Below are 21,320 nucleotides of genomic sequence, written 5' to 3'. Positions count from 1 at the left end.
GACGTGGCTCTTCATGACTGCCAAGCTGAAAACACAAAACTGGCAACATGGAGAGTCATCATGCATTGGACGTTCAACCGACTCGTGACCACGGGTCTTTTTCTTACTTCCCCACTCGTTTTATCTACCTCAGCCTTTGCTAACCAAGCAGCAGATGCGGTTGCACCGGAGCACAGTACTGGCTTCGAGCAAAAGCAATTGGTCAAAGCCAAAGATTATATGGTCACAGCAGCCAACCCACTTGCCACCCAAGCCGGGGCGAATGTTCTTGCACAAGGTGGTAATGCTATTGATGCCATGGTTGCCGTACAACTGATGCTGGGCTTGGTAGAACCGCAATCTTCAGGCATTGGTGGTGGCGCCTTCTTAGTGTATTGGGACAGTGAGAAACAAAAACTGACTACGTATGATGGACGCGAAACCGCACCGCTCGCCGCGACGCCGAAACTCTTTCTAGATGACAAAGGACAACCTCTACAATTTTACGATGCGGTTGTAGGTGGGCGTTCCGTTGCCACTCCTGGCACGGTGAAACTACTGTGGGACACGCACCAGAAATACGGCAAGTTGGAATGGAAAAAGATCATCCAACCTGTGATTACCTTGGCTGAGCAAGGTTTCGAAGTGAGTCCTCGCCTCGCGAGTCTGATTGAGAAAGATGCCAAGCGCCTATCACGCTTCCCTGTGACTAAGGCTTACTTCTTTAATCCAGATGGCTCACCAAAAGCCGAAGGCACGTTGTTGAAGAACCCTGAATACGCGCAAACTCTGACGGCAATTGCAGAGCAAGGGGCAAAAGCTTTCTATCAAGGCGATATCGCCACAGACATCATCAAGACAGTACAGAATGCACCGGGCAATCCTGGCGTATTGGCACAACCTGACTTTGATGCGTTCCAAATCAAACAACGTGAACCGGTTTGTGCGGCTTACCAAAGCTATGACATCTGCGGCATGGGACCACCAAGCTCTGGCGCATTGACGGTTGGACAGATTCTCGCGATCACTGAGCAATACGATCTTAAAGGTTGGGGAGCCGAAAGCGCGAAATCATGGCAAGTGATCGCCGACGCGTCTCGCCTTGCGTTCGCGGATCGCGGTAAATACATGGCTGACCAAGATTATGTGCCAATGCCAACCGAAGGCTTGCTTGATAAAGACTATCTAAAACAGCGTGCTGAGCTCATTCAAGTCGGTAAAACGTTGAGTAAGGTTGAAGCTGGCAATCCTCCTTGGTCGCACGCCATGAACTTAAGCATGGACCAATCGATCGAGCTGCCTTCCACCAGCCATTTCAATATCGTCGACAAGCAAGGCAATGTGGTTTCAATGACAACGACCATTGAGAACGCCTTTGGCTCACGCTTGATGGTGCGCGGCTTCTTGCTCAATAACGAACTTACCGATTTCTCTTTCCGCACGCATCAAGATGGTGTGCCAATCGCGAACCGCTTAGAACCAGGCAAACGCCCACGTTCATCCATGGCGCCAACCATTATGATGAAGGACGATAAACCCTACATGGCAATTGGTTCACCGGGCGGCAGCCGCATCATTGGTTACGTCGCACAAGCCATTATCGCCCACACACAATGGGATATGGACATCCAAAGTGCGATCAATCAGCCACGATTGCTGAACCGTTTTGGTACCTTAGATATTGAGCAAGGTACTGCTGCAGAAGGCTTACAGCCTGAGTTGGAGAAGATGGGTTTTAAAACTGATGTTCGTGATTTGAACTCTGGACTGCATGCGATACGTATAACAAAAGACGGTCTCGAAGGTGCGGCTGATCCAAGGCGTGAAGGTGCCGCTATCGGGCAGTAAGAGTCTTTCGCTCGACCCCATGTGCGAGATCTCTCACAAAGGGTTGAGCAAACCTCTCTTTTTTAATGGTAAAACCGTACAACAAAGAGTATAAGTTATTGAATTTAATGGTTATGTATCTTTTTTGAACGCTAAGAGAGTAAAAAAATGTGAGATTAGCCCGTTGTTGGGAATCGCTAAACACGTAATATTAAACCTGTCGGAAGGATGCTGACACGGAACAGGAAACACCACGGACTTGGTGAACTTCAGGAAGAAGAAACGGTTATTCAGGATGAATAGTCGGGCATGGATTGCAAAATTGGACATTGAACGGAATCAATAGTGACTAGGATGGTTACTACTAAGGACGGGAAATGGACACCTCTGGACGAGGCAAGGATTTGAACATCAGGATGATGTCAGGGACACCGCTCAGGGAACAAGTGATGAGAGCTAACGAGGATGGTTAGCAGACCAGGATAAGGTCAAGGACACCGCTAGGATGGCGACGTAAGGATTAAGCTGACGGATTCAGCACACTATCATGGATTAGATGCATGGAGCACTCTTAGTAGCCGGATTGCTGCGAGTAAGACTATAACCCCGATGGGCGAAAGCCCTCGGGGTTTTTCTTTGCCTAAAATTTTTCTCAGCAGATCTACTGAAAGTAGACATTCACCCACAACGCCCACCTTTCACTTCAAACGACATCGTTAAATCGCCGCTTTTGCACTCCATTTATCATTCCATTTTTTACTGCATTAGCGACACAAAAACAGCACAAACAAAAAGAGCCGCCGAAGCAGCTCTTAAGTTGATTAGTTTGGTGAAGTATTACAGTTTCTCTAGTTTCGCGTAAGCAGTCACTAACCACTTAATACCTTCGCCATTAAAAGCAATCTGAACACGGCTTTGTGGACCGCTGCCTTCAAAGTTGATGATGGTACCTTCACCAAACTTCGGATGCATGACGCGAGAACCCAGCGTAAAGCCAGTTTCATTGAAGCTATCTTTCACGACCGTTTGGCTGAATCGGCCACTGCTTGCAGGACGGCTGACTTGTGCTTTCATACGAACTTCATCCAAACATGCTTCTGGTAGCTCACGAATAAAGCGAGATGGCTTATGATACTTATCCTGACCGTACAAGCGGCGCATTTCAGCATAAGTGATGTACAGCTTCTGCATCGCACGAGTCATACCTACATAGCACAAACGACGCTCTTCTTCTAAACGTCCCGCCTCTTCTGCCGACATTTGACTTGGGAACATGCCTTCTTCCACACCAACCATAAACACGAGCGGGAACTCTAGACCTTTCGCGCTGTGCAATGTCATTAGCTGAACCGCATCTTCGAATTCATCTGCTTGTCCTTCGCCCGCTTCTAATGCTGCATGGGTTAGGAATGCCGTCAGCAATGACATGTCTTCGGCTTCTTCTGGTTTCTCGAATTGACGAGTTGCTGTCACCAATTCTTCCAAGTTCTCAATACGCGCCTTAGACTTTTCACCCTTCTCTTGCTCGTACATGGCGAACAAACCTGAGTATTTAATGACATGATCAGCCTGATGATGCAGAGGCATTTCTAACGTGTCATCTTCTAGTGCTGTCACCAACTCAATAAAACGGCTTAATGCCCCTGCCGCTCGGCCTGGTAATACTTGTTCCTCAAGCATGACCATACTTGCTTCCCACATGGTGCAACCGCGATCACGCGCTGCAAAGCGAATGGTTTCTAGAGTTTTATCACCCAAGCCACGCGTGGGTGTATTAACTACACGCTCAAATGCGGCGTCATCGTTACGGTTAGCGATCAAACGCATGTAGCTCAAGGCGTCTTTGATCTCCTGACGTTCGAAGAATCGCATACCACCGTAGATACGGTAAGGTAGGCCAGCTTGAATCAAGGCTTCTTCCAGAACACGCGATTGGGCGTTGTTACGGTAGAGCATGGCAGCGTCATTCAGTGCACCGCCTTTTTCTTGCCACTCTTTGATTTTGTTAACCGCAAAACGCGCTTCATCCAATTCGTTGTAAGCGCTGTAAACTGAGATAGGCTCACCGACAACACCATCAGTCCAAAGCTCTTTACCCATACGTTCAGTGTTATTGGCAATCAGGGTGTTAGACGCTTCCAAAATGGTCTTGGTTGAACGATAGTTTTGTTCAAGACGGATGGTATTCACGCTTGGGAATTCCAGCGTAAACTTCTCAATATTCTCAATTTTCGCGCCACGCCAACCGTAAATAGATTGGTCATCATCACCAACGATCATCACGTGACACTCAGGGCCCGCCATCATACGTAGCCAAGCGTATTGGATGTTGTTGGTATCTTGGAACTCGTCCACCAAGATGTGCTTAAAGCGTGCTTGGTAGTGTTCACGAACGAACTTGTTATCACGCAGTAGCTCATGTGCGCGCAGCAAGATTTCCGCAAAATCGACTAATCCAGCGCGATCGCACGCCTCTTGATAAGCAGTATACAACTGTAGGTATGTCTTGGTCACTGGATCGTGGTACGCATCAATGTGTGACGGACGTAGACCCTCGTCTTTTTTGCCGTTAATCCACCATGATACTTGGCGTGCAGGCCATTGCTTCTCATCTAAGTTTTGCGCTTTGATTAAACGCTTCAATAGACGTAACTGATCGTCGCTATCGATAATTTGAAAATCTTCCGGTAGCTTGGCATCAAGATAATGTGCACGCAGAATACGGTGACAAATCCCGTGGAAAGTACCATTCCACATTCCGCCTGCACTGCCCATCATGAGCTCTTCGATACGTCCACGCATCTCTGCCGCGGCCTTATTGGTAAAGGTTACCGACATAATCGAGAACGGAGATGCCTGCTCGACCGACATCAACCAAGCAATGCGGTGAACAAGAACGCGTGTCTTACCACTCCCTGCACCAGCAAGGACGAGCAAGTTTTCTAGAGGTGCGGCAACGGCTTCACGTTGTTTATCGTTCAAACCGTCGACTAATAGAGAGGGATCCATCATGATGAGAGCTACTGGTTATTTATACATAAAAATAGATTATAACCTAAACAACCTCCTCAGATTAGACAAAAATTCATAAAAAATTCGATGTTTTTTTACTCGATGCATCAATAAGTTATATAAATTCCACTCTTTAAAGCCATTTGTTTCGAAAATTTCTCTGAAAGTTTTTTAGCCAGTTTCCTATCTTTTAAGTTAAGCAAGTTGATAACAAAAACGCCACAACAGGCGATTAATCTTGCCAACTTAAAGTAAAGGAAATCATTCAGAGGAATTTATTATGAAAAAGTCGAATCTAGCTGTTACTGCTGCTGTTACTGGCCTTCTAGCTCTTGGTGGCACAATGCTAACTGCAGCTCCAGCTGTCGCAGCTGATAAAGAAAAATGCTACGGCGTTTCAAAAGCAGGCAAAAACGACTGTGCAACGAAGAGCAGTTCTTGTGCTGGTACAGCTAAAGAAGATAACCAAAAAGATGCATTCGTAGTCGTACCAAAAGGTCTATGTGACAAGTTAGTTGGTGGTAGCACTTCTTCTTCATAATCTTTTATCGCTAGCTACTGCAAGGATGCGTTGACGCTCAACCAGCGCATCCTTCTCTTCCCGCCCGCTTTGAAAAGGAGTTTCACGTGAAACACCACACCTTCCACGACCTTGTTGGAGTTGGATTAAGAACCCCTCACCTCGATTACTTTAGCCAAAACAAACCCGAGTTATCTTGGTTAGAAATCCACAGTGAAAACTATTTTCAACCCAACGCTACAGAGCGCAATCAATTACAAGCGTTGCGCGAGCAGTATCAAATTAGCTGCCATGGCATTGGTCTGTCACTAGGTTCGGTGGAACGTGTGAATCAAAAGCACCTTGCTCAACTTAAAGCGCTGATTGACTCAATCGACCCGGTTCTTGTTTCTGACCATTTGAGTTGGAGTGAAAACGGCGGTCACTACTTTAATGACCTGCTTCCACTTCCATATACGGAAGAAGCGCTCAAAGTGTTCACTCGTAACGTGAATGAAGTGCAGGATTATTTGCAACGCGAGATCTTGATAGAGAACCCATCTAGTTATGTGAAGTTTCAACATTCGACCATCAGCGAATGGGAGTTTCTTACCGAAGTGCAAAAGCGCACTGACTGTCGTTTATTGCTCGATCTAAACAATGTTTATGTTTCGGCGTTCAATCACGGTTTTGATTGCGACACATACCTAGATGCGATTCCAGCCGACAAAGTGGATGAGATTCACTTGGCAGGTTTTACTATCAAACAACTCGACAAAGGCGAGATATGGATTGATACCCATAGCCGCCCAGTTAGTGACGAAGTTTGGCAACTGTTCGCACAATGGACAAAGAAACACGGTCCACGTCATGCGTTGATTGAATGGGATTTGGATATTCCTGCGCCAGAGGTCTTACTGGGAGAAGCGCTGAAAGCATCGCAACTGCTATTGCAAGGCACACTCCCAAGTGAACAAAGCGAACCAAGGAAGGCATCATGAATCTAGCCACCTTACAAAGCCAGTTTGCTAAAGCCCTACACTATCAAGCACTCGGTGACGATTGCGATATTGCCAGTGATGAGTTTACCGCTGATGAACGCATGCAGATTTACCGTAATAACTTTATCGTCAGCTTAAGCGAGGTGTTGTCCGCAACCTACCCGATGATTGAAGCGCTGCTTGGTGAAGAATGCTTCGAACAGATGGCTCGCCAGCATGTTCTCACTTATCCATTAGAAGAAGGAAATGTGGTCCATTATGGCGAAGGCTTTCAAGACACCATCATGCAGTTTAGTCAGGTGATCGCACAAGCCCCTTACAGCCCTGAAGTCGCGCGCTTCGAGTGGCATATCGACCTCGCTCGTCAAGCGCAGTATGAACAACCCAATGCGGCAGAATTAAAACCGCTTGCGTTACTTGGCGAAGTGAGTGAAGAGCAACAACTCGCTTTGGTTTTGCACCTTAAACAAGGCTGCCGAAGCTTTGACTCCAGTTACGCGGTATTTGATTTGTTTAGCGCGATTCAAACTGGGCAATTCGAACAACTTAATATCAACCAATTACAGCAAGGTGTCATCTCGATTCAAGCCAATGGAGAAGCCTTGTGTCACGCACTCGATGCCGATGTGTTCCAACTGCTGCAATGTTTAGAGCTGAAACAGAGTTTGAGCGAAATACCTGAAGTTTTACTCGCTCATCTCAATAGCATCATGGCACTCGATCTCGTTGACGGCTTTACATTGAAATCAATCTAAGGAGCACTCTATGACGGATACGGTTAAAAACTTAGTGAATCGGTACGACGATTTAATCAGTACCCTACAAACTAGCTTTGTCCCTTTACTACTTCTCTTTTGTCGCTTGTGGGTAGCGTGGGTGTTCTTCAATTCAGGGCTAATCAAACTCTCATCTTGGGATAGCACACTGTATTTATTTGAGCTGGAATACCAAGTGCCAATACTGCCATGGGAACTGGCGGCTTACTTAGGTACAGCTGCGGAGTTGGTTCTACCGGTATTCTTGGCACTAGGGTTAATTACGCGCCCGATGGCTGCGATTCTGTTTGTGTTTAACATCATCGCCGTGGTCTCTTACCCGCTGCTGTGGGAGAAAGGTTTCTATGACCATCAACTTTGGGGGTTGATGATTCTTATTGTTATTGTGTGGGGGCCAGGACCTTTATCTCTCGACCACATTATCAAGAAGAAAGTCACTAACTAAAAAAATCCCCGCATGATGCGGGGATTTTTTATTATTTGTTCAAGTAAGCCAGTAACTCTTCTGCTGAGATACCTTGCTTCGCGAGGTCTTTTGCCATCTGCTCTACTTGCTCGCCTTTACGTGACTCAATCACTTGCTGAAATTGATACACAAGATCACGCAAGACTGGCAATGGAACTTGTTTTGCCGCACTACGAATACGCTCAGAGCTTTGGTTACCCAATTCGTTGAGCAACTTACCAAACATCACCTTTTCTGGTGACTCTTCCATTTGCTCTAAGATACGAGCCATTTCATACGTGGTTAACGACATTACTTTTTGAGTTCCGTTATGGTGTCGAGAAAAGTTTGAACGACAAATATACACGCGTTAGTAACATTGGAAAATACTAAATTACCGAGTTTTACGCATTCACTAATTTTGTATGCCAGTTCTTGCCTGCTTTCGTGAACAGAATCAGCAATGCTGGAAGTAGAGCCCACATATGAATTGCGATCAGGGTTTGTGGGTCAAGTGATAGACGCTGTAGCGTACCTACTAATAAACCAGAGCCGCTCATTTGGAACAAGCCAAGTAACGCAGCCGCAGTGCCCGCTTTATCACCAAACGGTTCTAACGCTTTACCTGCTGCTGCACCAAGAATCCAAGCGAAGCCAACCGATGAGATAAAGATTGGCAGCATGAAAGACAGCGCCGTGTTGTGTCCTTTCATCACCATCATGATAACGCCAGCTATCGAGAGTAAGCTGATACCAACAACCAGTGAATTGTGCGTACCCCAGCGATCCATGAATTTCGGTGCCAACATACAAGCTGCAATATTAAACGCCGCGTTAAGACCAAACCAGAAGGTAAACTCGTTCATGGATAGACCCATGCCCATCATCAGTACACCTGGAGCTGATGTGACGTAAGCAAGAATGACCGCCATCGCCATTAGACACAATGATGCATGGAAAATGAATGACGGCGTGCTTAATACAGACCAATAACGGCTCAGTTTAAACACAGCTTGTTTTTCAGTTGCAGGGTTGGTTTCTTTCATTCCAAAGAAAATCATCGTTCCGGCAATCACAGCGAAGCCGGCCATGAAGCTGAAGTTTGCACGCCAATCGAATTGCTGGGTTAACCAACTGCCTAAAATAGGCGCCAATGCCGGGATAAAGCAGATCGCCCCGTTAAGGTAACTGATCATTTTGCCACTTTTTTCCGGACCAAAGATATCGCGAACTGTTGCAAAGGCTGCTACAGATGTTGCACATGCACCTAAGCCTTGTAGCAAACGAGCCGTCAACATCCACTCAATATTTTGAGCACTCCACGCCAATAAAGCGCTCAATGCGTAGATGGTGATGCCTCCCAATGCAACAGTTCGACGTCCGAGTTTATCTGCCAAGGGGCCTGCGAATAGCTGGCCAACGCCCATAGCAAATAGGAACCAAGTGATGGTGTCTTGTGCCAATGCATTTTCTACCTGAAAAGTGGATGCGATAAGAGGCAAAGCAGGTAGATAGATATCAATCGCAAGCGGACTGAACAGAACTAACATGGTCAACAGCGCCATCTGTTTTTTGCTATTTGTAATATGGCTAGACACAAAACACTCCAAATTGAATAAGAACTTTTGAGCAAAGCTTAATCATCTGATGATATGAATGGAAATGATGTATACTCATGACCATTATTCCAATGAGGAAAATCACAGTGAACGTAGAGAAACTGGTACGCATCGACCTCAACTTGTTGGTCTGTTTTAAGGTACTAATCGAGGAGTTGAATGTTACTCGAGCTGCACACCGACTCTGTTTGAGTCAGTCTGCAGTGAGTAAATCTTTGGCCAAGTTACGCACTCAGTTTGACGACCCTTTGTTCACACGAAACTCGCATGGATTGACGCCAACACCACGAGCTTTGTTCCTCAAACCGAAACTGGATCTGTTGATAAATCAACTTGATGTCCTGACTCAACCAGAAGAGTTCTCACCACAGAGCAGTGAATACCGTTTTCAAATTGCTGCGGTGGAGAGTGTCTACCCGTTGATTTTGCCCCACTTCTTGCCAGCAATATTCCAACAAGCACCTGGCGTGACCATCAGCACGCATCCATGGTCTGAACAGACTTTTAAAATGATTCAACGTGGTGAGATTGATTTGGGTATGACGGGGCGAGATATCGACATCAACGATGCCAAGCTGACTATGTTGCCGCCCGATGACATTTGTGAACAGGAAATCTATCGCGACCACCAAATGTGTATCGTGCGTAAAGACCACCCGGCTTTGCGTGGTAACTGGAACTTAGAAGCTTACCTAGCCCTGCGTCATGTACAGGTGCGTTGTGATGGCAACGACCGTTGGTTGCTCGACTATCGTTTAGCCGACATTGGTCGCGAACGTGACATCGCAGTCACCGTACCGGACTTTAATAGCGCCGCCAGTTTGTGTTCTTACACTGATTTTGTGTTTACCGCGCCAAGCCACTTTGTGAAACTGGCCGCCAAACAACACGACATGGCATTACTGCCGCTGCCACTCGAATTCCCGCCAATGGCTTACACTTTGTTCTGGCATCGAGACAGAGAAAATGACCCGGCATTAACTTGGCTACGTACCATGATCACGCAAAAAACCGATCATCTTAGATAAAAATCCCGGACGCGATTTGCGCTCTTACGATAAAATGAGTAGCTTAACAGTCGATAGTCCTTTTTGGCTCATCTATGGCCTGTTGTACTCCGACTCTATTGAAGTGATTGCGAACCTCAATGGAATCGTAAACTGCATGAAGCAGATGGAAACAGCTCCCACACCTGAGCATGAAGGAGCGGTAATTTGAAGGAATAACACAGATGCACAACGATACCCAAAGCCGCGTGAATGCAATTCGCGAATGGCTAGCACAACATAATATTGATGCCCTACTTGTCCCACATGAAGACGAGTACTTAGGCGAATACGTACCAGCGCACAACGAACGTTTACATTGGCTAACTGGTTTTACCGGTTCTGCTGGTGCTGCGGTAATCACCAAAGACAAAGCCGCTATCTTTGTTGATGGTCGCTACACGGTACAAGTAACCAAGCAGGTTCCTGCTGATCTATTCGAATACCGTCACCTGATTGAAGAGCCCGCGTTAGATTGGATTAAAGACCATCTTACAAATGGCGCGTCTGTGGCAATCGACCCTCGCATGCACAACTCTGCTTGGCTGGACATGGCACAAGCAAAACTTGCAGGTGCACTTGAGCTTAAGATTCTCGACAGCAACCCAATTGATGAGCTGTGGCACGACCGCCCTGCTCCTGTAGTTTCTGATGTTCGCCTAATGGCAACAGAATCAGTTGGTCAATCAAGTGAAAGCAAACGCCAAGAAATCGCAGAGCTCTTGAAAAAAGCCGGCGCAGACAGCGCAGTTATCACTGCACTTGATTCTATCTGTTGGCTGCTTAACGTTCGTGGTCTAGATGTATCACGTCTACCAGTTCTGCTTTCTCACGCGATTCTGAACTCAGATTCAAGCGTGGAATACTTCCTAGATCCAGCTCGTCTACCTGCTGAGTTTGACGCTCATGTTGGTGTGGGAGTGACGGTTCATCACCCAGAAGCATTGCAAGCACGACTAGAAACTCTAACTGGCAAGAATGTACTGGTTGACCCTGCGACAAGTAACGCATGGTTTAAGCTGGTTCTACAAAATGCTGGTGCATCAGTGGTGAGTAAAGCTGATCCATGCCTAATGCCAAAAGCGGCAAAGAACGCAGTTGAAATCGCAGGAATGAAAGCATGTCATATCCGCGATGGCGTGGCGATGAGTAAGTTCCTATCATGGTTAGATGCAGAGGTCGTTGCAGGTAACCTGCATGATGAAGCGACGCTGGCAGACAAACTGGAAGCATTCCGTAGCAAAGACCCGACACTTATGGATCTTAGCTTCGATACCATTTCGGCAGCAGGTGGCAACGCGGCGATGTGTCACTACAACCACGAGAACCAACCTGAACCTGGCAAGCTAGAGCTAAACACGCTTTACCTAGTGGATTCAGGCGGTCAGTACCTAGATGGCACGACAGACATCACGCGTACAATTGCGATCGGTCAGCCTTCACAAGAGATGATTAAACAATTCACTCTCGCACTAAAAGGTCACATCGGTGTTGCACGTGCACGTTTCCCGAAAGGCACACGTGGTTACCAAATCGATACACTAGCTCGTCAGCACCTATGGGCGGAAGGCTACGATTACGACCACGGTACTGGTCACGGTGTTGGTCACTTCCTAAGTGTTCATGAAGGTCCGGCGAGCATTTCGAAGAAGCAAATCGACGTGCCTCTAACAGAAGGTATGGTGCTATCCAACGAGCCAGGTTACTACCGTGCAGATGCGTTTGGTATCCGTATTGAAAACCTAGAGCTTGTTGTTGAAACCCCAACTAACGGTGACTTCCCTGTTCTGTCATTTGAGTCGCTAACACGCTGCCCAATCGACAAGCGCAACATCAACGTTGATATGCTAACTCGTCCAGAACTTGCTTGGCTGAATGATTACCATCAGAAAGTATGGGATGAGATCAGCCCGCTAGTTGAAGGTGATGTGAAAGAGTGGCTTCGTCAAGCAACGGCACCTGTAGCACACAGCTAGAAGCTAGAAGCTAGAAAAACGTAGAGGGTTGATGTTTTGCATCAACCCTCTTTTCTTTGCCTATGTTTCACGTGAAACATAGCGATGACCAGTGGCTTTATTTGTTGCTTAACCAGAATACGCTGAGTGCCAATCTCGCCATACAGGGTCAAAGCCTTTGGCTCGAATCATATCTTCCACAGAACCCGCACTTCGCTCATCGCTGATCTCAAACTGCTCGAGTTCAACATCATCCATCGCATAACCACCCGGCTGAGTTTTCGATGCAGCAGACATACTGGTGATGCCTAACGGTAATGCATTGTCTCTGAACTTCGGTGATTCACGAGTCGATAATGACAACTCCACCTCTGGATTCAACAAACGATAAGCGCAAATCAACTGAACAAGCTGCTTATCCGTCATGACTGATTTTGGCTGCTTTCCGTTTAAAGAACTGGCCCCCTCACAAGGACGTAAACGTGGGAAAGAAATTGAGTAACGAGTCTGCCAATACGTGCGCTCTAGATAGTCCAAGTGCGCTGCCACATAAAAACAGTCGGTACGCCACTCTTCCAACCCTATCAAAGCACCAATACCGATCTTATCGATGCCTGCTTTCGCAAGACGATCGGGTGTATCCAATCGGTATTCGAAATCCATCTTATTACCACGCAGATGGTGCTCAGCGTAAGTCGAAGGATGATACGTTTCTTGATAGACCATCACCGCATCCAAACCCAATGTCTTGAGCTCAGCGTATTCATCTTGATCAAGTGGCTGCACTTCCATCGCCAAATAATTAAAACGTTGCTTAATCATCGGCACCATTTCGCGGAAGTATTTCATGCCCACTTTGGTTTCGTGTTCGCCAGTCACCAGCAATACGCTATCGAATTTCATGCGTTTAATGGCTTCGACTTCTGCAGCGACTTCGTCCCTATTCAAGGTACGACGCTTGATTCTGTTCTCCATCGAGAAGCCACAATAAGTACAAGCATTGGCGCACAAGTTAGAAAGGTACAATGGAATATAAAGCGACATGGTATTACCAAAACGCTTACGAGTTGCCGAGTATGACAGTTGCGCCATTTGCTCTAAGTACGCTTCAGCCGCTGGTGAAATTAGCGCTTTAAAGTCTTCCAAATCACGCTTGGGTTTATTCAATGCTCGCTCGACATCTTGTGTCGTTTTCGCGTAGATCGACATCGAAATATCATCCCAATTCAGCTGCTTAAATTGTTCAACGAAGCTCATGTTTTCCTCGCTTAATAGCTAAACCAATCTAGGACTAAAGCTCATCTAGGAATGACGTCAGTGGACTCGACGCAACCGCATGAGAAACCTTACCAGCAAGTCCGGCTTCATAAGCCATACGCCCCGACTCTACCGCCAACTTAAATGCCTTCGCCATCGCAACGGGATCGCTCGAAGCTGCAATCGCAGTATTGACAAGCACGGCATCCGCGCCCATTTCCATCGCACGCGCGGCATGTGAAGGTGCGCCGATACCCGCATCAACAACCACTGGAACATTAGCTTGGTCGATGATGATCTCTAAGAAGTCGTGAGAAACTATCCCTTTGTTAGAACCGATCGGCGCACCTAATGGCATGACCGCAGCACAACCTACTTCTTCCAATCGTTTACATAGAACCGGGTCAGCATGACAGTAAGGAAGAACAATGAAGCCTTCACGAACCAGTTGTTCAGCGGCCGCAAGTGTCTCAATGGGATCGGGCATCAAGTACTTCGGGTCTGGGTGAATTTCCAGTTTTAACCAGTTAGTGCCCAGCGCTTCTCGCGCCAGTTGTGCAGCAAATACGGCATCTTTAGCATTCTTTGCACCCGAGGTGTTCGGCAATAAGTTCACCCCCGCTTGTACTAACGGCAGCAAAATATCGTCTTGTTGGTCGTTCACATCCACACGCTTCAGCGCCATGGTCGCAAGTTGAGATCCCGACACTTGAATCGCCTCTGCCATTAATTGGCTGTTGGCAAACTTCCCTGTTCCCGTGAACAGTCTTGATTCGAATTGTTTATCACCAATTTTAAGCATCGACTTTAACCCCCTGCGATCGCTTGAAACAAAGAGATGCTATCTCCCTGTGAAAGAACTGTGCTAGCCCACTCACTGCGCGGCACAACATTGTTATTAATTGCAAAAACACAGCCCATTTCAGGCAGCGCAAATTGACTAATGATTTGCTGTAGATTCGACTTACTGGCGACTTGATGTGACTGGTCATTGATGACAATAGTGATCATATCTAAGTCAGCAGCGGTCATTTGTGTTGCTTGTTGTTCTGATAACGTCATTGCTTCCAACTCTCTTAATTCTGTCCATTACTCGTAAGCTAAATCTGGGCACACACTTGGCACTGTTTGTCTTTGCTTATCGCCATGGTTTGCCATTGCAGTTTCAATCCATCAAATAGGTGCAACTTGGCAGTCTCGACATGAAACTTTCCCATCGCCAGTTTTTGAATTGCCGCTATCGCTTGGTAGTTACCAAGTGTCCCCACCACCGGACCGACGACACCGCTCTCACTGCACTTTTGCGTTTGCGGTAATTCGTCGAACGGATACAAACAGCGGTAACAGGCTTTACTCTGCGCTTCTTGTTCACTTGGGGTTTGGTAATCAAAGACAGCGAACTGCCCTTGCCAACCAATTGCCGCCGCCGAGATGAGCGGCGTATTTTGCTCGAAACAAACTTGGTTAATTAGCTGGCGCGTTGGCATGTTATCGGTGCAGTCGAGCACCACATCTGCTAGCATCACCTCAAGCTGCAGCTGTGCTTTGTCTAATCGCTTATTGAGAGCACGAACTTGGACCATAGAATTAAGTGCAGTAAGTTGCTTTACAGTCGCTTTTGTTTTCGCAACTTTGAGGTCTTGTTCACGATAAATGATCTGACGTTGTAGGTTACTGCTATCAACTTCATCGTCATCGACCACAACCAATTTACCAACACCCGCTGATGCCAAGTACAAACTCGCTGCGCTCCCTAACCCACCACAACCGATGATCAGCACATGCGATTTGCTCAAACACTCTTGCCCAATTTCGGCAATTTCAGGCAGAGCGACTTGGCGTTGATAGCGAATGAACTGCTTATCCGTGAGCATGCTCGCCTCTCTTGGTATCCGCAAATTCACTATTCTGATCAGTAAACGTTATCTGTCTTTCCTTCATCAGTTGTGCGAAGAACTCGATGACGGACTGAGGTGATTCTGCCAACGTAATAGCTCGCACAACTGCCAAACTAGAAACACCTGTTTGCCAAACTTGGTCTGCATTAGATTGGTCAATGCCACCAATCGCGACCGTCGGAAAGCCAAGCACATAGTCACTAACTGCTTTGTCTTTTGAAGGACGGAAAGCCAGATCTTTGTTTCCGTAAGGAATGCTATCAATCAGCTTTTGATACAGTGCCAAGCGCACCAAACCTTGTGGTTTCGATGGCATCTGTTTAGTGGTGGTTGGGAAAATATGCCCTAGAGCGATGTAGCTAGGATGAATTTGTACGATACGTAGTAACTCATAATAACCATGAGTAGAAAGACCAAGACGAATACCCGCTTTAGTTAGCTGAGCTAAATTCGATTCTTCTATGTCTTCTTGTCCTAGGTGAACACCATAAGCGCCATGCTTGATTGCCAACTGCCAATAGTCATTGATGAACACTTGTGCTTGATACTGACGACCTAGCTCAATTGCTCGAATGATCTGTTGTTCTAAATCGGCTTGTTGTGGGTTCTTGATTCGCAGTTGAATAGTGTTGATGCCTAGTGGCAGCAGACGCTCAATCCAAGCAACATCATCAACGACTGGATAGAGCCCTAGACTTTGCTTAGTTAGAGTTGGAAAGCTAACGCTCTCGCCTTGTGCAGACCAACCAACCTGAATATCGAGTCGGTTATCCTCCAGTACAGGTGTGGGGAAATCATCAAATTGGTCAGCCCACTGAGTAGATCTTCCCTCGTCAAGGTTGTCATTCAACAGTGTTTCACGTGAAACATTCGCTTGCTGAGTTAGCATTCCTCGAGCAAGTGTTAACGAATCTTCGATAGGAAAATCGAGTACTGTCAGCGTTACTATCCAAGCAAGGTGATGTTCGGGATCGAACATTGCGTTGGGTTTGGACTTAATGGAAAGCGCTCTCACTTCGTCGTTAATCGGGTGACGCCAGATATCAAGTTGAAGCACTTTCTCCTTTTCACCGAAAGCCTGAGTATCAACAATACCAATATAAATCGCTTTCGAAGGTTGCTTAGCACATGCTTCTACCGATAAAGCAGAGCGGTAATAGAGCACAAATGAACTCTCATGCTCAGAGTCATAACCATCAATAAGATCTGTCGTTATGTGTGTGGTCTGTTGGTCGCGAACAAGCTGAATAGATTGAGTTGGGCTCACACCCAACTCAATGTCTTCGATGCTAAAACCCTGTTCTCTCGCCAACAACAAACATTGCTGAACTAAACCTGTTAGCTCAATCAATGATGACGGAATAAGGATTTTGCTCATTAGTCACTTACCTCGGCATGTGCTGCTGGATGGTATAGCTCAGAACCTGTATCTCTAAATTCTTGCGATTTCTGACGCATCCCCTCAAGAGGATCATCCAGCATTTTGATTGAGATAGCTTGGTCCGCAGCAACTTGCTCAGTATCTTTCGCGTACTCTCGTACCTCTTGCGAAATCTTCATCGAGCAGAACTTTGGTCCACACATGGAACAGAAGTGAGCAACTTTTCCAGACTCTTGAGGCAAGGTTTCATCATGGAAAGCGCGTGCGGTATCTGGGTCGAGCGACAAGTTAAATTGGTCTTCCCAGCGGAACTCGAAGCGAGCTTTAGAAAGCGCATTATCACGAACTTGTGCACCAGGGTGTCCCTTCGCTAAATCAGCGGCGTGCGCAGCAAGCTTGTAAGTGATCATGCCTACTTTCACGTCTTCTTTGTTTGGTAAACCAAGATGCTCTTTAGGAGTTACGTAGCAAAGCATTGCACAGCCATACCAACCAATCATGGCAGCACCGATGCCTGAAGTAATATGGTCGTAACCAGGAGCGACGTCTGTCGTCAATGGACCAAGGGTGTAGAAAGGAGCCTCATGACAGTGCTCTAACTGCTCTTCCATGTTTTCTTTGATCATATGCATTGGAACATGACCAGGACCTTCGATAATCACCTGTACGTCGTATTCCCACGCAACCTTGGTCAATTCGCCAAGAGTACGAAGCTCTGCAAATTGCGCTTCATCGTTAGCATCAGCAACCGAGCCAGGACGCAGACCATCACCAAGAGATAGTGCGACATCGTACTTAGCACAGATTTCACAGATCTCTCGGAAATGGGTGTATAAGAAGCTTTCTTGGTGATGCGCTAAACACCATTTCGCGATGATAGAACCACCACGAGAGACGATGCCAGTAACACGTTTTGCAGTCATTGGCACATAACGAAGTAGTAAACCGGCATGGATAGTGAAGTAATCAACGCCCTGCTCTGCTTGCTCGATCAGAGTATCGCGCATCACTTCCCAGTTAAGGTTTTCCGCAACACCATTCACTTTCTCAAGCGCTTGGTACATTGGTACGGTACCGATAGGAACCGGACTGTTACGTAGAATCCACTCGCGAGTTTCGTGAATATTGCGTCCAGTAGAGAGATCCATAACGGTATCGCCACCCCAGCGCGTCGCCCACACTAGTTTCTCTACTTCTTCTTCAATCGAAGAAGTGACCGATGAGTTACCGATGTTGGCGTTCACTTTGACCAAAAAGTTACGCCCAATGATCATTGGTTCGGATTCTGGGTGGTTGATATTAGAGGGGATAATCGCGCGACCTTCGGCGACTTCTTTACGCACAAACTCGGCGGTAATGTCTTTTGGAAGATTCGCTCCGAAGCTTTGACCCGGATGTTGTTGATTCAGCACTTCATCGCGGTATTGAGCACGTCCCATATTTTCACGTAGGGCGATATATTCCATTTCTGGGGTGATAATGCCTTTGCGAGCGTAGTGCAACTGAGTCACACACTGCCCACCTTTGGCACGTCGAATACGTGGTAGATTACCGTAACGAAGATCGTCTAGCGTTTCATCTTCTAGGCGCTCTTTGGTGTATACCGAGCTTACTTCATTAAGTAGCTCAGTATCGACACGCTCTTCAATCCACCCTTCTCTCAGTTTAGGTAAGCCATTGTAAAGGTCTATGGTGTGATTTGGGTCTGTGTATACACCCGAGGTATCGTAAACGCGTACTGGCTCATTAGGCTCGAAAATAGGCGCTTCTTTTGTGCCTCCAATAAGGCTATCAGCAAGTGATATTTCACGCATTGGCACACGAATATCAGGACGTGAACCTTCTACGTAGACTTTGCTTGAATTTGGGTACGGTTGTACCGAGAGTGTATCAATGAACTGTTTTGCTTCCAGTCTCGCTTGCTTGCGACTCGACATAGCATTTTTCCTTGCTTTGTTATGCTTAGATAAAAAGTATTGGGATAAAAATGCTTGGCGGATAGATGCGACAAGAGGAATCGAATTAAGGACAGATTGAGCAAGTACTCTTCGCCTATAACAACATTCGACTATTTGATAGGTCAACCAGATAGAGCTCTGGTGTAGATATCTTCTCTTGTTCCCTTCGCAGATTCTAATCTGATCAGGTTCAACGGATCCCGAATTAACGGTCTCAGCCTTATGGCACTCCGACAAGTAAAATCAGTATATAAAAACGGCTTGGTTAAACCAAGCCGACCTGATTAAGATTTGAGTATTTTTGCTAGCTACGCATCAATAATTGGAAACCAATCCACGCAGCTGAAATGCTTAACACGACATTCAGTAGTACGTTCAATCCCATCTTAAAGAAAGCGCCCTGCTGCATAAGCAACACGTTATCCATCGAGAAAGTAGAGAATGTGGTTAATGCGCCCAAAAAACCAAGACCGATGATTTGACGCCATGGATCAGTGACCATCAACTCAGTTTCAAACGCAGCAATCAGTAGACCCATAATAAATGAACCAACGACGTTCACGGTTAAGGTACCGTACGGAAAGCCACGACCAAGTAGCATCACACAAAGTTCAGAAATTAAGTAACGAGAACATGCACCAAATGCGCCACCCAATGCAATAAAACCCAAAACGGATAGTTGTCCCATAATTCCCCCAGAAAAGTTAATGGCGACATTGTAATCAAATTTACGGCAATAGTGATTATACAATCTTAGAATTCAGCAAAGTATAGCGCTTAAAACTTATCAAGATTTAAAAAGTTACAGGAGTCACTTTACTTCAATATAACCCATCAACCCCGTCTTCATGTGTTCGATCACATGACAATGGTACATCCAACGTCCTGGGTTATCTGCAACAAATGCCGCTTTCGCACTGCCATTTTTTCCAAGCAAGACCGTATCAGTATGAAACGGTTCATCGAGTGTTTTACTGTCTAATTCAAGAACAGTAAATGTGTGTCCATGTAGATGAATAGGGTGATGATATTGGGTGACGTTCTTAAGGTTGAAAATATAGGTTTTTCCGAGCTCCAATGTTGAAAGCGGTGCTGGGATATTATCTTTACTCATTCCCTCCCAAGCTCGTTTATTCATTAGCCAAAACTTAGGTATCGCTTTGCCCGATTTATCGGCAGGAGTAACTGCCCCCTCCCATTCAAACACATAATCAATTTGCTCAGCATTTTCCAAATCAAGATCAGGCACAGGGTTGAGAGGCAATAAAGGCAGTTTTTGATTACTCGGCAGGTCAGACTCAACAATATCAAACTCACACAAAGGGAATGGGAAGCGTCCTTTCATTTGACGCACATAAACACGTTCTCCAGCCTTCGGAGCAATCAACCCGACATCTAATCTCATTCCCGGACCAATTTTGTGCTGAGTGAGCTTATAAGGCGTTTTAACAGGATTACCATCAACAGCAATAACCCAAGCCTCTGCACCTTCAATAGCGATCGGGTAAGTAATGGTGTTATCGACATTAGCAATTCTCAGTCGCGTAGTAGCATTCTGCTTCAGCGTATAAACAGGCTCATGAACACCGTTAACGCTACTCCACTCTCCGGGGGTTCCCATACGAGCACTCAAGCGCGGCACCATAAGGTTCTTCCACTGACCTTGTTTGTCTAAATGCCAATGCTTGAGGACGATTTCATGCTCTTCATCAAACTGAACAGGCTCAGCCTCTTCAACGACAATTAGCCCGACTAAGCCCATACCAAGCTGCTTAACACTATTCATGTGTGGGTGATACCAGAACGTACCGGCATCTGGCGGTGTAAATTCATAAACGAATGTTTCGCCAGGCATGATAGGCAGCTGGCTCAAGAAAGGGACACCATCCATCTCAATAGGGATTCGCAAGCCATGCCAGTGGATTGTAGTCGGCTCTGAAAGCTTGTTAGTAAACCGAATAATAACTTTCTCGCCTTGGCGACAACGAATCGTAGGCGCTGGAATCAAGCCATTAAACGCAAGTACATCCGTGGTAAACCCTGATACTAATTCAGCAGTAGAAGGCTCTGCAGTGATATCGTATATATGCTGACCTTGTTTGTTAGTGCTCTTAGATAGAGAACATGCAGGCAGAAAGGTAAGCGCAGAGATCGCTAAGGAAGATTGAAGAAAGCGTCGACGAGATATATCCATGTATTTAGTCACTCATTATTCCGATTGATGTGAGTGTAACTAAATATTAATAATGATTCTCACTTATCTTTTAAAGATGTGCACGAATGATGCTTAGGGTCAGGAATATAAATGAAGTTCCTTATTTTATAGGCACTAAAAAGATAGTAAGCACCTACACACATATAGCAAGCAAGTAAAAGAGATCGGTTTAAGAAGGAGGGAGCTTAATGGTAAATAAGGCTAGAGCAAGTAGGAAATTGAAGGCTCTAGAAACGACGAAAGCCTTGCTATTTCTAAATAAATGGCGGAGAGGCCGGGGTTGCGGGCAACCGGGACTCGCTCCCTGAAAAGGGAAAATATTTTTGCTTTTAAACGACAAAACCCAGTCCGAAGACTGGGTTTCTAAATAAGTGGCGGAGCGGACGGGACTCGAACCCGCGACCCCCGGCGTGACAGGCCGGTATTCTAACCAACTGAACTACCGCTCCGCA

Annotated in this window: 18 protein-coding genes, 1 tRNA gene and 1 riboswitch; of the genes, 7 read left to right on the top strand and 12 right to left on the bottom strand. The window is 46.3% G+C overall.

Features of this window, described 5'->3' with window-relative positions:
• Positions 1-60 precede the first annotated feature (60 nt).
• On the top strand, positions 61-1,827 hold the full coding sequence (gene ggt / locus VJL_RS09395) for a gamma-glutamyltransferase (protein ID WP_038877441.1): 1,767 nt from the start codon (positions 61-63) through the stop codon (positions 1,825-1,827).
• Positions 1,828-2,643: 816 nt separating this feature from the next.
• On the opposite strand, the gene uvrD is transcribed toward ggt, so the two are convergent.
• The gene (gene uvrD, locus VJL_RS09390; protein WP_038868591.1) at positions 2,644-4,818 is read right to left on the bottom strand and encodes a DNA helicase II; all 2,175 of its coding nucleotides are present in this window, start codon (positions 4,816-4,818) and stop codon (positions 2,644-2,646) included.
• A 280-nt stretch (positions 4,819-5,098) separates the two neighbouring features.
• Between uvrD and VJL_RS09385 the strand changes: the two genes are divergently transcribed.
• The 4 genes from VJL_RS09385 to VJL_RS09370 all read left to right on the top strand — a co-directional run bounded on the left by VJL_RS09385 (position 5,099) and on the right by VJL_RS09370 (position 7,539).
• On the top strand, positions 5,099-5,359 hold the full coding sequence (locus tag VJL_RS09385) for a BufA1 family periplasmic bufferin-type metallophore (protein ID WP_038868592.1): 261 nt from the start codon (positions 5,099-5,101) through the stop codon (positions 5,357-5,359).
• An 86-nt stretch (positions 5,360-5,445) separates the two neighbouring features.
• Entirely contained in the window at positions 5,446-6,318 is an 873-nt protein-coding gene (gene bufB / locus VJL_RS09380) for an MNIO family bufferin maturase (RefSeq protein ID WP_038877439.1), read from the top strand.
• Positions 6,315-7,073 carry an HvfC/BufC N-terminal domain-containing protein gene (locus VJL_RS09375; protein ID WP_038877437.1) on the top strand — a complete coding sequence of 253 codons (759 nt, stop codon included), beginning with the start codon at positions 6,315-6,317 and terminating at the stop codon, positions 7,071-7,073. The genes bufB and VJL_RS09375 overlap by 4 nt, the downstream gene beginning before the upstream one ends.
• A gap of 10 nt (positions 7,074-7,083) precedes the next feature.
• Positions 7,084-7,539 carry a DoxX family protein gene (locus VJL_RS09370; protein ID WP_038877434.1) on the top strand — a complete coding sequence of 152 codons (456 nt, stop codon included), beginning with the start codon at positions 7,084-7,086 and terminating at the stop codon, positions 7,537-7,539.
• A 31-nt stretch (positions 7,540-7,570) separates the two neighbouring features.
• Here VJL_RS09370 and tsrA read toward each other — a convergent pair whose 3' ends face one another.
• Complete coding sequence (tsrA, locus tag VJL_RS09365) at positions 7,571-7,852, bottom strand: H-NS-like global regulator TsrA (protein WP_038868597.1); 282 nt, start codon at positions 7,850-7,852, stop codon at positions 7,571-7,573.
• A 91-nt stretch (positions 7,853-7,943) separates the two neighbouring features.
• Positions 7,944-9,137: a multidrug effflux MFS transporter gene (locus tag VJL_RS09360; RefSeq protein ID WP_193788559.1), complete on the bottom strand. Its 1,194-nt coding sequence runs from the start codon at positions 9,135-9,137 to the stop codon at positions 7,944-7,946.
• Between the two features lie 107 nt (positions 9,138-9,244).
• Here VJL_RS09360 and VJL_RS09355 point away from each other — a divergent pair, with 107 nt between their 5' ends.
• Complete coding sequence (locus VJL_RS09355) at positions 9,245-10,186, top strand: LysR substrate-binding domain-containing protein (RefSeq protein WP_038868610.1); 942 nt, start codon at positions 9,245-9,247, stop codon at positions 10,184-10,186.
• A gap of 203 nt (positions 10,187-10,389) precedes the next feature.
• On the top strand, positions 10,390-12,180 hold the full coding sequence (locus VJL_RS09350) for an aminopeptidase P family protein (RefSeq protein ID WP_038877432.1): 1,791 nt from the start codon (positions 10,390-10,392) through the stop codon (positions 12,178-12,180).
• Between the two features lie 108 nt (positions 12,181-12,288).
• Here the strand turns inward: VJL_RS09350 and thiH are convergent, their stop codons facing one another.
• From thiH to VJL_RS09305, 9 genes are all read right to left on the bottom strand, one after another.
• On the bottom strand, positions 12,289-13,416 hold the full coding sequence (gene thiH, locus VJL_RS09345; RefSeq protein ID WP_038877429.1) for a 2-iminoacetate synthase ThiH: 1,128 nt from the start codon (positions 13,414-13,416) through the stop codon (positions 12,289-12,291).
• A 34-nt stretch (positions 13,417-13,450) separates the two neighbouring features.
• The gene (locus VJL_RS09340) at positions 13,451-14,218 is read right to left on the bottom strand and encodes a thiazole synthase (protein ID WP_038877427.1); all 768 of its coding nucleotides are present in this window, start codon (positions 14,216-14,218) and stop codon (positions 13,451-13,453) included.
• A gap of 5 nt (positions 14,219-14,223) precedes the next feature.
• Positions 14,224-14,478: a sulfur carrier protein ThiS gene (thiS, locus tag VJL_RS09335; protein ID WP_038877425.1), complete on the bottom strand. Its 255-nt coding sequence runs from the start codon at positions 14,476-14,478 to the stop codon at positions 14,224-14,226.
• 38 nt (positions 14,479-14,516) lie between these two features.
• Positions 14,517-15,290, bottom strand: coding sequence for a HesA/MoeB/ThiF family protein (locus VJL_RS09330; protein WP_038877423.1), 774 nt, complete (start codon positions 15,288-15,290; stop codon positions 14,517-14,519).
• A complete protein-coding gene (locus tag VJL_RS09325; RefSeq protein ID WP_038877421.1) occupies positions 15,277-16,692 on the bottom strand; it encodes a thiamine phosphate synthase in 1,416 nt (471 codons plus the stop codon). The genes VJL_RS09330 and VJL_RS09325 overlap by 14 nt, the downstream gene beginning before the upstream one ends.
• Positions 16,692-18,632, bottom strand: coding sequence for a phosphomethylpyrimidine synthase ThiC (gene thiC, locus VJL_RS09320; RefSeq protein WP_038877419.1), 1,941 nt, complete (start codon positions 18,630-18,632; stop codon positions 16,692-16,694). Before thiC ends, VJL_RS09325 begins: the two co-directional genes overlap by 1 nt.
• Positions 18,633-18,797: 165 nt before the next feature.
• A riboswitch (TPP riboswitch) is annotated at positions 18,798-18,896 on the bottom strand.
• Positions 18,897-18,957: 61 nt separating this feature from the next.
• Positions 18,958-19,341 carry a fluoride efflux transporter CrcB gene (gene crcB / locus VJL_RS09315; protein WP_005430379.1) on the bottom strand — a complete coding sequence of 128 codons (384 nt, stop codon included), beginning with the start codon at positions 19,339-19,341 and terminating at the stop codon, positions 18,958-18,960.
• Between the two features lie 123 nt (positions 19,342-19,464).
• Positions 19,465-20,847, bottom strand: coding sequence for a multicopper oxidase family protein (locus tag VJL_RS09310; protein ID WP_038877417.1), 1,383 nt, complete (start codon positions 20,845-20,847; stop codon positions 19,465-19,467).
• Positions 20,848-21,240: 393 nt separating this feature from the next.
• Positions 21,241-21,317: transfer RNA gene (locus VJL_RS09305), tRNA-Asp, on the bottom strand.
• Between the last annotated feature and the right edge of the window lie 3 nt (positions 21,318-21,320).

The organism is Vibrio jasicida CAIM 1864 = LMG 25398 (genome assembly GCF_000400365.1).
GTDB lineage: Bacteria > Pseudomonadota > Gammaproteobacteria > Enterobacterales > Vibrionaceae > Vibrio > Vibrio jasicida.
This window is presented reverse-complemented; position numbering and strand designations above follow the sequence as displayed.